This is a genomic window from Rhizobium sp. BT03 (assembly GCF_030053155.1).
In the GTDB taxonomy this organism is placed as follows: Bacteria; Pseudomonadota; Alphaproteobacteria; order Rhizobiales; family Rhizobiaceae; genus Rhizobium.
Genome location: NZ_CP125640.1, coordinates 3,371,572 through 3,386,450 on the forward strand (window position 1 = coordinate 3,371,572; position 14,879 = coordinate 3,386,450).

The 14,879-nt window shown below is 62.5% G+C and carries 12 protein-coding genes and 1 tRNA gene; 6 read left to right on the forward strand and 7 right to left on the reverse strand.

Going from position 1 to position 14,879, the window contains the following annotated elements; all coding sequences use genetic code 11:
• The first annotated feature begins 91 nt into the window (after positions 1-91).
• A complete protein-coding gene (locus QMO80_RS16465; protein ID WP_283197501.1) occupies positions 92-817 on the forward strand; it encodes a hypothetical protein in 726 nt (241 codons plus the stop codon).
• A gap of 69 nt (positions 818-886) precedes the next feature.
• On the opposite strand, the gene QMO80_RS16470 is transcribed toward QMO80_RS16465, so the two are convergent.
• The 4 genes from QMO80_RS16470 to cpdR1 all read right to left on the reverse strand — a co-directional run bounded on the left by QMO80_RS16470 (position 887) and on the right by cpdR1 (position 2,374).
• Positions 887-1,381, reverse strand: a complete 495-nt coding sequence (locus QMO80_RS16470; protein ID WP_283197502.1) for a hypothetical protein — start codon at positions 1,379-1,381, stop codon at positions 887-889.
• A 160-nt stretch (positions 1,382-1,541) separates the two neighbouring features.
• Entirely contained in the window at positions 1,542-1,736 is a 195-nt protein-coding gene (locus tag QMO80_RS16475; RefSeq protein ID WP_283197503.1) for a hypothetical protein, read from the reverse strand.
• A gap of 116 nt (positions 1,737-1,852) precedes the next feature.
• Positions 1,853-1,927: transfer RNA gene (locus tag QMO80_RS16480), tRNA-Val, on the reverse strand.
• An 84-nt stretch (positions 1,928-2,011) separates the two neighbouring features.
• Positions 2,012-2,374 (reverse strand): response regulator CpdR1, encoded by a 363-nt coding sequence (gene cpdR1, locus QMO80_RS16485; protein ID WP_003542883.1) that lies wholly within the window; start codon positions 2,372-2,374, stop codon positions 2,012-2,014.
• 187 nt (positions 2,375-2,561) lie between these two features.
• Between cpdR1 and QMO80_RS16490 the strand changes: the two genes are divergently transcribed.
• Both QMO80_RS16490 and hisN read left to right on the forward strand, forming a co-directional pair.
• The gene (locus QMO80_RS16490) at positions 2,562-3,443 is read left to right on the forward strand and encodes an N-formylglutamate amidohydrolase (RefSeq protein WP_012558931.1); all 882 of its coding nucleotides are present in this window, start codon (positions 2,562-2,564) and stop codon (positions 3,441-3,443) included.
• Positions 3,444-3,710: 267 nt separating this feature from the next.
• Positions 3,711-4,484, forward strand: a complete 774-nt coding sequence (gene hisN, locus QMO80_RS16495) for a histidinol-phosphatase (RefSeq protein WP_283197504.1) — start codon at positions 3,711-3,713, stop codon at positions 4,482-4,484.
• 27 nt (positions 4,485-4,511) lie between these two features.
• On the opposite strand, the gene QMO80_RS16500 is transcribed toward hisN, so the two are convergent.
• Entirely contained in the window at positions 4,512-5,486 is a 975-nt protein-coding gene (locus QMO80_RS16500; RefSeq protein WP_283197505.1) for an alpha/beta fold hydrolase, read from the reverse strand.
• Between the two features lie 425 nt (positions 5,487-5,911).
• Here QMO80_RS16500 and QMO80_RS16505 point away from each other — a divergent pair, with 425 nt between their 5' ends.
• Positions 5,912-6,382, forward strand: a complete 471-nt coding sequence (locus QMO80_RS16505) for an Hsp20 family protein (protein ID WP_283197506.1) — start codon at positions 5,912-5,914, stop codon at positions 6,380-6,382.
• Positions 6,383-6,445: 63 nt separating this feature from the next.
• On the opposite strand, the gene QMO80_RS16510 is transcribed toward QMO80_RS16505, so the two are convergent.
• Positions 6,446-7,450, reverse strand: a complete 1,005-nt coding sequence (locus tag QMO80_RS16510; protein ID WP_283197507.1) for a bile acid:sodium symporter family protein — start codon at positions 7,448-7,450, stop codon at positions 6,446-6,448.
• Between the two features lie 91 nt (positions 7,451-7,541).
• On the opposite strand from QMO80_RS16510, the gene QMO80_RS16515 reads away from it, so the two are divergent.
• On the forward strand, positions 7,542-8,396 hold the full coding sequence (locus tag QMO80_RS16515; protein WP_283197508.1) for a LysR substrate-binding domain-containing protein: 855 nt from the start codon (positions 7,542-7,544) through the stop codon (positions 8,394-8,396).
• Between the two features lie 13 nt (positions 8,397-8,409).
• On the opposite strand, the gene QMO80_RS16520 is transcribed toward QMO80_RS16515, so the two are convergent.
• Positions 8,410-9,462 (reverse strand): low specificity L-threonine aldolase, encoded by a 1,053-nt coding sequence (locus tag QMO80_RS16520; protein ID WP_283197509.1) that lies wholly within the window; start codon positions 9,460-9,462, stop codon positions 8,410-8,412.
• A gap of 540 nt (positions 9,463-10,002) precedes the next feature.
• On the opposite strand from QMO80_RS16520, the gene gltB reads away from it, so the two are divergent.
• Positions 10,003-14,724 carry a glutamate synthase large subunit gene (gltB, locus tag QMO80_RS16525; protein WP_283197510.1) on the forward strand — a complete coding sequence of 1,574 codons (4,722 nt, stop codon included), beginning with the start codon at positions 10,003-10,005 and terminating at the stop codon, positions 14,722-14,724.
• Positions 14,725-14,879 lie beyond the last annotated feature (155 nt).

The window sequence follows — 14,879 nt, forward strand, 5'->3', positions numbered from 1 at the left end:
AGATCGGAGAACCCGGCATCATCCTGTCGCCGCGCCAACCTTTCAGAAAGGATTGGGCGGCGATAATCCCGGCCTCACGGGAATCGGACAGATGGCCAAGACAGCGACACGCGGCCGCCGCAAGGCGCCGGCGAGAGGAAAGAGCAAAGCGCGCAGCGGCGGTGGCGGATTGCTGCCCTGGGCGGTGATCGGCATTGCCGCGATCGGCGGTATCGTCGCCCACGACCATTGGAAGAGCATTGAGCCGATGCTTGCACGGCAATCGGCGCCGGTTGCGCGGGAAGCGGCGGAGCCGAGACCTGTCGCCAGGAAGGACGTGCCGCCGAAGCCGGTGGCGCTTGCCACACCCACGCCGAAGGCCGCGCCGTCGGTGAAACAATCGCAGTTGCTGCCGCCGGCGACGATCCCGACGCCGGCAATCCAGCCGGTCAAGGCCGTGCCATCCCCGCTTACCCCTGCCAATCCGGAAACCGGCACGGTCGCCTTCGGCTATTGCGGCCAGGGCGCCCATATCAACTGTGTCGGCGATGGCGGCGTCTTCTGGTACAAGGGCGAGAAGATCGTGATCGCCGACATGGCAAGCCCCGTCGTCGACCAGGCACGCTGCGACGGCGAACGCAGGGTGGCCTTTGCCGCCAAGTCGCGGCTGCTGGGGCTTTTGAACGCCGGCCCCTTCACCATGAACGCCGCGGGCAAGACGGAGGCCTCAGGCGCGCCGCGCGTCGTCTCGCGCGACGGGCGCTCTTTCGGCGCGCAGCTGATCAATGAGGGGCTGGCGCGCAAGCCAGGGGCTGCCGGCGGCGCCTGGTGCGCCTGACGGCCGGAGCATTTCCGTTTTCACGCAATACCCGACGCAACACCGCGGCGCAGTTTTGCCGGAATTACCCTACTTTTCCTTTTTCACCAGCTTGCCGCCGGTGCGGAAGCTGCCGGCGAAGGAGGAATCCTTGCTTTCGGCCGTGCATTCGATCGCAATCGGCTTGCCGGCATAGGGGTTGCCGAAGGTGCAGAAGCCGGCGACCTTGACCTGTCCCGTCATCTTGTTGCCGACACCCGTGGTGACGAGGCTGAGCGGCAGGCGGGCGTTGCCGTTGGAAGCGGATTTGATGCCGCTGCCGTCGCCCTGAAAGCCGAGCGCCTTGCCGTCCGAGGTGAAGATGAAGGTCACCACGCCATTGGCGAGGGTGACGCTGGCAAGCTCGTTCTTGCAGCCCTTGGTGGCGTCGAACTTTGCGACAACCAGCTTGGCGCATTTGCCGGAAAGGGTGATGACGCCGGGTGCGCCGGGAAAGGTCTCAGGCGGAGAAGCCGACGCGGCAAAGGACGGCAAGGCGAGGGTGGTGGAAAAAAATGCGGCGACTGCCGGTGCGGAAAGTCTCATTCTCTGTCTCAACCCCATCTGTCTGCGGCGGCGAATCGGCCATGCGTTGATAGCCGTACGTTGGATAGCCAGGCATTGGCACTGTTCTGTGACTTATTTTGGTCTTTACCCGGCCGCCGCCCGGGGATTGAACAGCATCAATGCATGTGATGGCGCCGCATTAGGGATTTTTGAAATCGTCCCAGAGGATCGCTGCGCCAGCCGCGAATATGGTGATCGGAATCAGCCAAAGCTTGATGCTGATCGGTTCGACGACATGAAGCTGCATATAACCGAAACCGCCGAGGCCGACCCCAACCAGGGTAAGGCCGAGGATGATGGATATCGCCTTGCGTGTCCGTGTTCTCTGCGTCATCCGTCCCCATTCTCCATCTGCGGGGCTCCCGCAGCCTATTGAAAATCCGCGTGCCAATGACCGGAGCCGGAAAATCCCCGAGGCGGGGATCTATCAACGATGTCAGGGAGATCGGATGGTGGGCGTGACAGGGATTGAACCTGTGACCCCTACGATGTCAACGTAGTGCTCTCCCGCTGAGCTACACGCCCATCCGATGGCGGCGCATAGATCACAAAACCTTCGGAGCCGTCAATAGGCTTTTTTCAGTTTTGTGACACGCCGCCCGGCAAGCCTTATGCGGCAAGCATTTTGTTGACCTCGTCGACGAGATCGCGCAGGTGGAAAGGCTTGGAAAGCACCTTGGCATCCTTCGGCGCCTTCGAATCAGGGTTCAGCGCCACGGCGGCAAAACCGGTGATGAACATCACCTTCAGGTCGGGGTCGAGTTCGGTGGCGCGGCGCGCCAGCTCGATGCCGTCCATCTCGGGCATGACGATATCGGTCAGCAGCAGGGAAAACGGCTCCTCGCGCAGCCGGTCATAGGCGCTGGCGCCATTGTCATAGGAAAGGACCTTGTAGCCGGCCTTTTCGAGCGCTTTCACCAGGAAGCGGCGCATGTCGTTGTCGTCTTCTGCGAGAAGTATCTTCTGAGTCATCAATCCAGACCGCTGATCAATAGGTTTTTGGTAGGCTGCCAGGCGTTTACACTAGTCTTTACCCGGTAAACAACCGGTGAATTGCCCGTGCGCGGCCGCATCCCTCCTACATAGTATGGACTTGGGGCCGGGCAACTGGCAACATGGGCAAAGCAGCCAGTTCATGACATGGTAAAGAGGGCCGAAAGTGCCGGAGATACGCGAATACGAGCTTTTTGAGGTTCATGAGCCCGTGTCGCAGACCATTCCCTTCGTCTACAACTCCCCTCATAGCGGCCGTATTTATCCACCGGAATTTATCGCCCAGTCCAGGCTCGAAGGCATCGCCATACGCCGTTCCGAGGATCACTATGTCGACGAGCTGTTCGGCTCGGCCGTGGCGCTCGGCGCACCGCTCTTGGCCGCCAACTTTCCGCGCGCCTATCTCGACGTCAACCGGGAGCCCTACGAGCTCGATCCCAGGATGTTCGACGGGTTGCTGCCGCCCTATGCCAATGTCAATTCGCTCCGGGTCGCCGGCGGGCTCGGCACCATTCCGCGTATCGTCGCCGAGAATATGGAGATCTATGCGCGGCGGCTGCCGGTGCAGGAGGGGCTCGACCGGGTCGAAGCGGTCTACAAGCCCTATCATGCGACGCTCCGGCGGCTGATCGCGCGAACGCATGTGCAGTTCGGCTTCGGCGTGCTGATCGACTGCCACTCGATGCCCGGCAATGTGCGCGTCGCCGGCAGCACCGCGCGGCCCGATTTCATCATCGGCGATCGTTACGGCACCAGCGCTTCGGCCGAACTTTCGCGCGCCGCCATCGCCATCCTCGAGGAAATGGGCTTTGCGGCGATCCGCAACAAGCCCTATGCCGGCGGCTTCATCACCGAACATTACGGTCGGCCCTCGCGCGGGCTGCATGCGCTGCAGATCGAAGTGAACCGGGCGATCTATGTCGACGAGGTGACGCTGGAGAAACGCGCCGACTTCGCCGCGGTGGCTGAGGCGGTCACGGGTTTCATGCAGCAGATGGCGGATTATGTCGAGAAATTCGCCGGCGACCGGGCGCTGGCCGCCGAATAGCCTGCGTCGATTACCTATATTTTCCGGCCATGCATTCCGGCCAAAAAAAACCGCGCTTGTAAGCGCGGCTAAGTCTAGGGAGGAAACACCCAAGGAGGGTATTTACAGTCAGAAGACTGTACCAAGGACGCTACTATTGCATTGCACAAATGTCAAGCAATATATTGCGCTGCGACATCTTTGGGCAAACGGGCTGAGCCGCCGGCGTTTGCATTCCCGCTGCTTTTCGCTATGAAAGCCCCACTCCCGCCAGCAATCGGATCGACCATGCTTCCTGACCGCTCGTTCTTCAACCGTCTGGCGGAGGCCGCCAAGGCCGAGACGCTGCCGCGCTTCCGCTCCGGCCTCGATATCACCAACAAGCTTTCTTCCGGTTTCGACCCGGTGACGGAGGGCGACCGGGCGGCCGAGCTCGCCATCCGGGCGCTGATCGAGGAGAATTTCCCCGACCACGGCATTCTCGGCGAGGAGCACGGCAATGTCGGGCTCGACCGCGACTATGTCTGGGTGATCGATCCGATCGACGGCACGCGCGCCTTCATCTCCGGCCTGCCGGTGTGGGGAACGCTGATCGGCCTGCAGAAAGAAGGGCGGGCGATCATGGGCATGATCGAACAGCCCTTTACCGGCGAGCGGTATTTCGCCGATCAGAACGGCTCGATCTATAGCGGCCCCGAGGGCGAGCGGCGGCTGGCGACGCGCCAATGCGAGACGCTTTCGAACGCCATCCTGTTCACCACCTCACCGCATCTCTTCGCCGGCGAGGAGATGGAGAAATACCGCGAGATCGAGAGCCAAGTCCGGCTCTTCCGCTACGGCTGCGACTGCTACGCCTATGCGCTGCTTGCCGCCGGCCACATCGATCTTGTCGTCGAAAACAGTCTGAAGCCCTATGACGTCGGCGGCATCATTCCTGTTATCGAGGGGGCGGGCGGCATCATCACCACCTGGGACGGCGGACGGCCGGAGAATGGCGGCTCGATCATCGCCGCCGGCAGCCGGGCGGTCTACGAGCAGGCGATCGCCATCCTGCAGCGTTGATCCCCCGGTCAGCTTTGCTGATCCGGCTCAGGTGCCGAGGGCGGCGACGTCCTGGTTTTCTTCGGCATCGCTGCCGGGAATGAAGGCGTGGAAGGCGGCAAGGGCGGCAGCGCGGTAAGTATCGCGTTCCTGGAAAATCTCGTGGCGGGCGCCGTTGATCGGCACTAGCTGGCCGGCGCGGAAATAACGCGAGAGCCGCTCCTGGGCCGTATAGGGCACGACGCCGTCACGCGTCGGGGCGATAACGATGGTCGGGATGGTGATCGAGAAGAGATGGTTGGGCGAGGTGACGCGGTCCATCGTGCGGAATGCCTCGGTCAGCCAGCGGGCCGTCGGCGGCCCGAGCGTCAGCTCCGGATGGGCTTTCATCATCGCGACATTACGCTCGAAGCGGGTTTCGTCCGAGGTCAGCGGATTGTCGCGGAAATCCGGCTCCTTCAGTTTCGAGGTCAGCGGCAGGAAGCCGAGGCCGAGAGCCGTCAGCGTGCCGGCAAGGGTGCGGATGACGCGGGGCGAGGCCGACTGGCCGGTCAGGCCGATGAAGGGCGCCGACAGCACCATGCGATCGATACGGGTGGTGAGATAGGGCGCGGCCGAGAGCGCGATCAGCCCGCCTGTGGAGTGGGCGAGCAGGTAGAAGGGCAGGCGGGTATCCGGCAGCACGACCTTTTCGAGGAAGGTGTCGAGATCACGTTCGTAATCGGCGAAGCGGCGGATGTGGCCGTGGTTGCGGCGCTTCAGCAGCCGCCCCGAACCGCCCTGGCCGCGCATATCGAAGGTGGCGACCCAGAGGCCCTTGGCCGTCAGGTCGCGGATCGTCTCGAAATATTTCTCGATATATTCGTTGCGGCCGTGCAGGATGACGACCGTGCCCCTGGCGACCTGGGCACTGGCGCGGAAAACGGCGTAACGCAGCCGGTGGCCGTCATGGGTTTCGAAGAACCCTTCCGTGCGATTTTCCGGGGCGGGATTGTCGGGCGTCGAATAGAGAACCTGATCCATGACTTTGCCAATGCGCCGCTGCTGACTGCTTCGCATCAGGGATAGCGCATGGCATCCGGCTTGGAAAGCGGCGACCCTGCAAGGCTGTAAAGCAACGAAAAGGGCCGGCAGGAGCATGAGGGTGCTCACAGCCGGCCGAGTTTGAGGCTGAAGAAGAAGGGACGATGCACTTCAGCCATCGGGACCAGATTCACCCGACCCTGCGATTTCTAGGCGGATGCGTGTGAATGCGCTCCGAACCGGCCGTTCATGCGGGGTTCACGGGGCCGGTCGCGCGATTTCGGGAGGGTCTTGAACTCGTCAAATCCCATCACCATCTCCTTCGTGCGGGTGCCGAAGAGGGCCCGCGCAACCGTCCCGAGGCCGCCAAAGATGGGGTTTCAGGGGCATTTTATCGCAACACGTCGCTTCCACAGGAGGACATCATGCGTCACGTAGACTTCTCTCCCCTTTATCGTTCGACCGTCGGTTTCGACCGGCTCTTCACCATGCTCGACAGCCTTGCCCAGCCGGAGCAGGCCCAGACCTATCCGCCCTATAATATCGAGCGCACCGGTGAAAACACCTATCGGATCACCATGGCGGTCGCCGGTTTCGACGAGACCGAACTTTCGATCGAAGCCCATGCCCATGTCCTGTCCGTCAAGGGTGAAAAGGCCGAGGAACCTGCCGAAGGCGGCGAATTCCTCTACCGCGGCATTGCCAAGCGCGCCTTCGAGCGCCGCTTCCAGCTTGCCGACCATGTCGAGGTGACCGCCGCTTCGCTGAAGAACGGCCTGCTGCACATCGACCTTCTGCGCAACATTCCCGAGGCCATGAAGCCCCGTAAGATCGCGATCGCTGCAGATCCGGTCGAGGCTCCGAAGGCCATCGAGGCGCAGGTCATCAACGGCTAATCACATCTCTTAGAAAAAAACGGCGCTCCGATCGGGGCGCCGTTTTTTATTGCGGCAATCGGTTCAAGCCGGGCTGGCGGCTTCGTCTATTTCCTTTTCGGTTGCGCGGCGGGCCGCGGCGGCGGCGTATTTCTGAGCGATGACGGCGCAGACCATGAGCTGGATCTGATGGAAGAGCATCAGCGGCAGCACGATTGCGCCGATCGACTGGCCTGAGAAAATGACGTTTGCCATCGGCACGCCGCTTGCGAGGCTCTTCTTCGAGCCGCAGAAAGTGATGGTGATCTCGTCGGCCTTGCCGAAGCCGAGCCAGCGGCTGCCGGACATCGTCAGCACCAGCACTATCCCCAGAAGGACCATATCGGCGATGATGACGACGGCGATATCGGCGATCGAGAAGGTGTGCCACAGGCCCTCGACGACCGCCGTCGAGAAGGCGAGATAGACCACCATCAGGATCGAGCCCCGATCGACAGGCATCAGGATCTTCTTCTTGGCGCGGATCCAGTCGCCGATCCAGGGCTGCAGGATCTGGCCAACGATGAAGGGGGCAAGTAGTTGCAGCAGGATCTGCTGAAGCGCGTCGAAGGAGAAGCCGCCATGGCCGCCGACGGAAAACAGCAGGCCGACGAGCAGCGGCGTCAGGAACATGCCGAAGATATTGGAGGCCGAGGCCGAGCAGATGGCTGCAGGCACGTTGCCGCCGGCCATCGAGGTGAAAGCGATCGACGACTGTACCGTCGACGGCAGCACGCAGAGGAAGAGAATGCCGAGATACAGCGGCTGCGGCAGGATCGTGTCGGGGATCCATCCGAGCGCCAGGCCGAGCAGCGGGAAGATGCCGAAGGTGGTCAGCAGGATGGCGAGATGCAGGCGCCAGTGCAGCAGGCCTGCGATAACCACGTCGCGCGAGAGGCGGGCGCCATGCAGGAAGAACAGCAGCGCAATGGCAAGATCGGTGGCGATGCCGAAATAGGCTGCGAATGTGCCGCTCGCCGGCAGCAGCGAGGCGAGAATGACGGTGCAGACGAGCAGGATGGTGAAGGTATCGGGCAGAAAGCGGCGCATGGCGGTCTCGCGGCTTGATAGATAGTCATTGTTTTGTCGTCCATTATGATCCACGATGCAAGGAATAACAGTTATCGAGAAGCTGGATCTCATGCTGGACCTTTCACAGTTGCGCAGTTTTGTCGCCGTCGAGCAGATGGGCAGTTTTACGCTTGCCGCGGAAAGGCTCGGCCTCGGCCAGTCGACGGTCAGCCAGCACATTCAGCGGCTGGAGGCGGCACTCGGGCGCAAGCTCCTGGCGCGAGACACGCATAAGGTCATTCTGACCGGCGATGGCGAGGCGCTGCTGTCGCATGCGCGCAGCATGCTTTCGATCGAAGGGCAGGTGCAGTCGCTGTTTCGCAGCAACAGCCTGCGCGGCAGCCTGCGGCTCGGCGTGTCGGAGGATTTCGTCACCAGCCAGCTGCCGGCGGTGCTGGAGGATTTCGTTCGCTCACATCCCTCCGTCGATCTGGAACTGACGGTAGCGCTCTCCGGCGTCCTCTACGAGATGCAGGACAATGGCGAAATCGATCTGGTGCTCGCCAAGCGCCGGCTTGGCGATGCCCGCGGAAAGCTGGTCTATCGCGAACCGCTCGTCTGGCTGGCGCGCGATCCGGAGCGTGTGCTGGCCTCCGGTCCCCTGCCGCTGATCGCCTTTCCGCCGCCGAGCGTCACACGGGTGATCGCGCTGGAGGCGCTGGCGCGAAACGGCGTGGGGTGGCGGATCGTCTGCACCTGCGGCAGTCTCAGTGGATTGACGGCGGCCGCGCGGGCCGGGATGGGCGTGCTGGTGCAGCCGCGCAGCATGGCGCCTTCGGGCCTGAAGGAGATCGCTGCGGGAAGCCTCCCAATGCTGGAGGATGTGGAATTCGTGCTGGTGCCGCGCAAGGGGGCGGACCAGGAGCTGGTCGCCGCCCTTTCGGACGATATTCTGCAGAAGGTGAGGCGGCTGAGATCGGCGTGAGTGATTGCCGCGATCAGGAAGCCAGGCACTTCAGGAAACCATCCACATCCGCTTCCGTCGTCGCGAAGCTGGTGACGAGGCGGATCAGGGTTTCGTTTTCGGAAACCAGGTCGGGCGTTGCCGCCGGGACCGGCCATTCGTAGAATTTTGCGCCCTTTTTCTCAGCGGTTTTTGCCGCATGTTTGCTGACCACGGCGAAGACTTCGTTAGAAGCGGTCGGCCAGGCAAGGCGGGCGGCGTTGCTGGCGCCGATGCCGGCGCGCAGGCGGCCGGCCATGCCGTTCGAATGGCGGGCGAGATCGAGCCAGAGGCCGTTTTCGAAATAGCCATCGAACTGGGCGGCGATGAAACGCGACTTGGAGAAGAGTTGGGCGGCGCGCTTGCGGATGAAGGGCATTTCCCGGGCGCGATCCGGATCGAAGAAGACGATCGCCTCAGCACACCAGCAGCCGTTCTTGGTGCCGCCGAAGGACAGCATGTCGACGCCGCGTTTCCAGGTCATTTCGGCCGGGGTGGCGCCAAGCGCAATCAGCGCATTGGCGAAGCGCGCGCCGTCCATGTGAAGCGGCAGGTTGCGCTTTCTTGATATGGCGGCGATCTCGCCGATCTCGGGCAGGGAATAGACGGTGCCGATCTCGGTAGCCTGGGTGATGGTCACGGCGCTGGCGCGTCCGTGACGGAGGGCGTCCTCCGGAAAGTGTGCGATTTTCGCCGAAAGCTTGGCCGGATCGATCTTGCCGGCTTCGCCGTCGACGGCGACGAGGCGGGCGGAGCCGGAGAAAAATTCCGGCGCACCGCATTCATCCTCGATCACATGCGCCTCCGAATGGCAGAAGGTGATTCCGCCGGGGCGCTGGACGCTTGCCAGCGAGAGGGAGTTGGCGGCGGTGCCGGTGGCGACGAAGAAAACCGAAACCTCACGCTCGAAGATCTCGGAGAAACGGGCCTCGACCTTCTTGTCGAGATCGCCGGCGCCATAGGCCGGGGCAAAACCGGCCGATTCCGCCAGCAGGCGTTCAGCAATGGATCTGTGGGCGCCGGCCCAATTGTCGGATGCAAAGAACATAGCGGAGACCGTGGGAAGCGAAACAGGTTGGGAGGTTCGCAGCGGACATTACGTCAATCCTTTACGGGATCAAGGCTCCTGCCCATAATCCATCACGAAAACTGAATGGCGCAATCAATAAATAAAATGACCCTCCTTAACGTAATTTTATTTCGTGATGGCGACTGATTTGGTAATCTTCCTTCGCAAAATGACGATTTTTGGCGTGGCGCTCTTGCGAAGCCAAATGCTTTCTGGCATAGAGCAGATGAATTAGGACAGTGTTGCTGTCCTATTTTGGCCCGAATGGCCGAAGAAGCGCCGAAAACCCTGGAACGGACGGGCTTTCACGCTATAGTTCTTCCGAGCGTCGAGCCTCAAGGGCAGCGCGCGGAGGGCGAATGGCAGGCGCGGAACGCGACGGTTTGCTTTCCTTATAAGCAGATGTCTGCGGCCGATCTTCACCTTGCAACAGCGCTGTCATGCGCCGAACCTATTTTGGTTGCGGCCCAGGACGAAAAGCCGCCCGCGGCCCCGCGGGCTTCGACAGGAGGAAAGACGATGACGAAGACGCCATCCATGGAATTTGACCGGTTCGCTGCTGCCGAGGTGCGCGCGACGGCCAATATGTCCAAATCCGCCTCCGGCCTGCCGAAGAAACAAGGCCTCTACGACCCGCGCAACGAACATGATGCCTGCGGCGTCGGCTTCGTCGCGCATATGAAGGGTGAGAAGTCGCACCAGATCGTCAAGGACGGCCTGTTCATTCTCGAAAACCTGACCCATCGCGGCGCCGTCGGCGCCGATCCGCTGATGGGCGACGGCGCCGGCATCCTGGTGCAGATCCCCGACCGGTTCTTCCGCGAGGAAATGGCCGCGCAGGGCATCACCCTGCCGCCGGCCGGCGAATATGGCGTCGGCCATATCTTCATGCCGCGCGACGAAAAGCAGATCGAGCACTTCAAGAAGGTGATCAAGGACGTCATTGAAGAGGAAGGTCAGGTCCTCATCGGCTTTCGCGACGTGCCGGTCGACAACTCCTCGCTCTCCAAGGCGCCTGAAATCGCAGCAACAGAGCCGCATCATGTGCAGGTCTTCATCGGCGCCGGCGAGGATGCCGAAAACAACGACGAGTTCGAGCGCCGGCTGTTCACGCTGCGCAAGGTGATCTCCAACCGCATCTATGACGAGTTCGACGGCGAGGAGAGCAATTTCTATCCCGTGTCGCTGTCGTCGGCGACGGTGGTCTACAAGGGCATGTTCCTGGCCTATCAGGTCGGCGCCTATTATAAGGACCTGTCGGATCCGCGGTTCGAAAGCGCGGTCGCCCTGGTGCACCAGCGCTTCTCGACCAACACCTTCCCGTCGTGGAAGCTCGCGCATCCCTACCGCATGGTCGCCCATAACGGCGAAATCAACACGCTGCGCGGCAACGTCAACTGGATGGCGGCGCGCCAGGCCTCGGTCTCCTCGCCGCTGTTCGGCGAGGATATCTCCAAGCTCTGGCCGATTTCCTACGAGGGGCAGTCAGACACGGCCTGTTTCGACAATGCGCTCGAATTCCTGGTGCGCGGCGGTTATTCGATGGCGCATGCCGTGATGATGCTGATCCCGGAAGCCTGGGCCGGCAACCAGTCGATGGCTCCAGAACGCAAGGCCTTCTACGAATATCACGCCGCCCTGATGGAGCCGTGGGACGGGCCGGCTGCCGTTGCCTTCACCGACGGCAAGCAGATCGGCGCGACGCTCGACCGCAACGGCCTGCGGCCGGCGCGTTACCTCGTCACCGATGACGACCGTGTCATCATGGCGTCCGAAGCCGGCGTGCTGCCGGTTCCTGAGGAGAAGATCATCCAGAAGTGGCGCTTGCAGCCGGGCAAGATGCTGCTGATCGATATGGAAGAAGGCCGCATCATCTCCGACGACGAGGTGAAGTCGAAGCTGGCGACGGCGCATCCCTATCGCAGCTGGCTCGGCCGCACTCAGCTCATCCTCGAAGAACTGAAGCCGGTGGAGCCGCGGGCGCTGCGCCGCGACGTATCGCTGCTCGACCGCCAGCAGGCCTTCGGCTACACGACTGAGGATACCCGCATCCTGATGTCGCCGATGGCAACGACCGGCCAGGAGGCGATCGGCTCGATGGGGACGGATACGCCGATCTCGGCGATGTCGGAAAAGCCGAAGCTGCTCTACACCTATTTCAAGCAGAACTTCGCGCAGGTGACCAATCCGCCGATCGATCCGATCCGCGAAGAGCTGGTCATGAGCCTCGTCTCGTTCATCGGCCCGCGCCCGAACATTCTCGACCACGAAGGCATGGCGAATGCCAAGCGCCTCGAAGTGCGTCAGCCGATCCTGACCAATGGTGACCTCGAGAAAATCCGCTCGATCGGCCATACGGAGGACCGGTTCGACACCAAGACGCTCGATTTCACCTATGATATCGAGCGGGGTGCTGCCGGCATGCCCGAAATGCTCGACCGGCTCTGCGAGCGTGCGGAAGCGGCCGTCAAGGGCGGCTACAACATCATCGTGCTCTCCGACCGCCAGATCGGGCCTGATCGAATCGCCATTCCGGCCCTGCTGGCAACGGCTGCCGTGCACCATCACCTGATCCGCAAGGGGCTTCGCACCTCTGTCGGTCTCGTCGTCGAGACCGGTGAACCGCGCGAGGTCCATCATTTCTGCCTGCTCGCCGGCTACGGCGCCGAGGCGATCAACCCTTACCTTGCCTTCGACACGCTGCTCGACATGCATGCCAAGGGTGAGTTCCCCAAGGAAGTCGATGCGTCCGAAATCGTCTACCGCTACATCAAGGCGGTCGGCAAAGGCATCCTCAAGGTCATGTCGAAGATGGGCATCTCGACCTACCAGTCCTATTGCGGCGCGCAGATCTTCGATGCGATCGGCCTGTCGTCGGAACTGGTCGACAAGTATTTCTTCGGCACCGCGACGATGATCGAAGGCATCGGCCTCGAGGCGATCGCGGCCGAGACCGTCGACCGCCATAACGCGGCCTTCGGCGCGGATCCGCTGCTGGCCACGACGCTCGATATCGGCGGCGAATATGCCTATCGTATGCGCGGCGAAAGCCATGCTTGGACGCCGGATGCGGTCGCGGCCCTTCAGCATGCCGTGCGCGGCAATGCCGAGGATCGCTACCGCGAATTTTCCGAAATGGTCAACAATTCGGCGCTGCGGATGAACACGATCCGCGGGCTGTTCAACATCAAGAGCGCCGAGGCGCTCGGCCGCAAGCCGGTGTCGATCGACGAGGTCGAGCCGGCCGCCGATATCGTCAAGCGTTTCTCGACCGGGGCGATGTCGTTCGGCTCGATCTCCAGAGAGGCGCATACGACGCTGGCGATCGCCATGAACCGGATCGGCGGCAAGTCGAACACCGGCGAAGGCGGCGAAGAATCCGACCGCTACATGCCGCTCTCGGATGGTTCGATGAACCCGGAACGGTCGGCGATCAAGCAGATCGCGTCCGGCCGCTTCGGCGTCACGACCGAATATCTGGTCAATGCCGACGTACTGCAGATCAAGGTGGCGCAGGGCGCCAAGCCCGGTGAAGGCGGCCAGCTGCCCGGTCACAAGGTCGACGCGACGGTTGCCAAGACCCGCCACTCGACGCCGGGTGTCGGCCTGATCTCGCCGCCGCCGCACCACGACATCTATTCGATCGAGGATCTGGCGCAGCTGATCTACGATCTGAAGAACGTCAATCCGACCTCCGACGTCTCGGTCAAGCTCGTCTCCGAAGTCGGCGTCGGCACGGTTGCCGCCGGCGTCGCCAAGGCGCGCGCCGACCATATCACCGTCGCCGGCTTCGACGGCGGCACGGGTGCGTCGCCGCTGACCTCGCTGAAACATGCCGGCAGCCCCTGGGAGATCGGCCTTGCCGAGACCCAGCAGACGCTGGTGCTGAACGGCTTGCGTTCGCGCGTCGCGCTGCAGGTGGACGGGGGTCTGAAGACCGGCCGCGACGTCATCATCGGGGCGCTGCTCGGCGCCGACGAGTTCGGCTTCGCGACCGCGCCGCTGATTGCGGCCGGCTGCATCATGATGCGCAAGTGCCATCTCAACACCTGTCCGGTGGGTGTGGCGACCCAGGATCCGGTGCTGCGCAAGCGCTTCAAGGGCACGCCTGAACATGTCATCAACTACTTCTTCTTCGTTGCCAACGAAGTGCGCGAAATCCTCGCCTCGCTCGGCTTCACCCGGCTCGACGAGATCATCGGCGCCTCGGAGCTGCTGGAGAAGGATGAGATGCTGGCGCACTGGAAGGCCAAGGGCCTCGACTTCAGCCGCATCTTCCACAAGGTCGATGCCGCCAAGGAAGAGACCTTCTGGACGAGCCGGCAGCAGCACCCGATCGACGATATTCTCGACCGCGCGCTGATTGCGCAGGCTGAGCCGGCGCTGACCGACAAGACGCCCGTTGCCTTCGAGGTCGACATCAAGAACGTCGACCGTTCGGCGGGCGCGATGCTGTCCGGCGAGGTCGCCAAGCGTTATCGCCACCGCGGGCTGAAGGAAGACACGATCAATGTGACGTTGCGCGGCACGGCGGGCCAGAGCTTCGGCGCCTTCCTGGCGCGCGGCGTCACCTTCAACCTGATCGGTGACGGCAACGACTATGTCGGCAAGGGCCTTTCGGGCGGCAAGATCATCATCCGGCCGCCGGAGAATTCGCGGATCGTCGCTGAGAATTCGATCATCGTCGGCAACACCGTGCTTTACGGCGCGACCGAGGGCGAATGCTACTTCCGCGGCGTGGCGGGCGAACGGTTCGCCGTGCGCAATTCCGGCGCGATCGCCATCGTCGAAGGTGTCGGTGACCATGGCTGCGAATACATGACCGGCGGTGTCGTCGTCGTGCTCGGCGCCACGGGCCGCAACTTCGCGGCCGGCATGTCCGGCGGTGTCGCCTACGTGCTCGATGAAACCGGCGATTTCGCCAGCCGCTGCAACATGGCGATGGTTGAGCTCGAACCGGTGCCGGAGGAGGACGACATGCTGGAGAAGCTGCATCATCACGGCGGCGATCTCATGCACAAGGGACGCGTCGACGTCTCGGGCGACATGACGCGCCATGACGAGGAGCGCCTTTACCAGCTGATCTCCAACCATCTGCACTATACGGGCTCCACCCGCGCCAAGCAGATCCTCGATCATTGGGCCGATTACCGTCCGAAGTTCCGCAAGGTCATGCCTGTGGAATACCGACGTGCGCTCGAGGAAATGGAACGCAGCCGGATGGGCATCGCCGCGGAATGATTGCACCAGGACATCCGTCATCTGCTGACTGAGGTGACGGATGGCGAATATCTCGATGACCCGTGAAAGCCGACGGCGAAGGCCGGCCAGATCACACGGATGTCTTGCAAGGGATATGATCCATGGCGGTCAAGACAAGCAACTCGCTCGGGATA

Excerpts from the sequence above, each read along its gene's own strand:
- QMO80_RS16515 (WP_283197508.1), top strand. The coding sequence starts at position 7,542 with ATGCTGGACCTTTCACAGTTGCGCAGTTTTGTCGCCGTCGAGCAGATG.
- gltB (WP_283197510.1), top strand. The coding sequence starts at position 10,003 with ATGACGAAGACGCCATCCATGGAATTTGACCGGTTCGCTGCTGCCGAG.
- cpdR1 (WP_003542883.1), bottom strand. The coding sequence starts at position 2,374 with ATGACTCAGAAGATACTTCTCGCAGAAGACGACAACGACATGCGCCGC.
- QMO80_RS16520 (WP_283197509.1), bottom strand. The coding sequence starts at position 9,462 with ATGTTCTTTGCATCCGACAATTGGGCCGGCGCCCACAGATCCATTGCT.
- QMO80_RS16470 (WP_283197502.1), bottom strand. The coding sequence starts at position 1,381 with ATGAGACTTTCCGCACCGGCAGTCGCCGCATTTTTTTCCACCACCCTC.
- QMO80_RS16465 (WP_283197501.1), top strand. The coding sequence starts at position 92 with ATGGCCAAGACAGCGACACGCGGCCGCCGCAAGGCGCCGGCGAGAGGA.
- QMO80_RS16500 (WP_283197505.1), bottom strand. The coding sequence starts at position 5,486 with ATGGATCAGGTTCTCTATTCGACGCCCGACAATCCCGCCCCGGAAAAT.
- QMO80_RS16475 (WP_283197503.1), bottom strand. The coding sequence starts at position 1,736 with ATGACGCAGAGAACACGGACACGCAAGGCGATATCCATCATCCTCGGC.
- hisN (WP_283197504.1), top strand. The coding sequence starts at position 3,711 with ATGCTTCCTGACCGCTCGTTCTTCAACCGTCTGGCGGAGGCCGCCAAG.
- QMO80_RS16505 (WP_283197506.1), top strand. The coding sequence starts at position 5,912 with ATGCGTCACGTAGACTTCTCTCCCCTTTATCGTTCGACCGTCGGTTTC.
- QMO80_RS16510 (WP_283197507.1), bottom strand. The coding sequence starts at position 7,450 with ATGCGCCGCTTTCTGCCCGATACCTTCACCATCCTGCTCGTCTGCACC.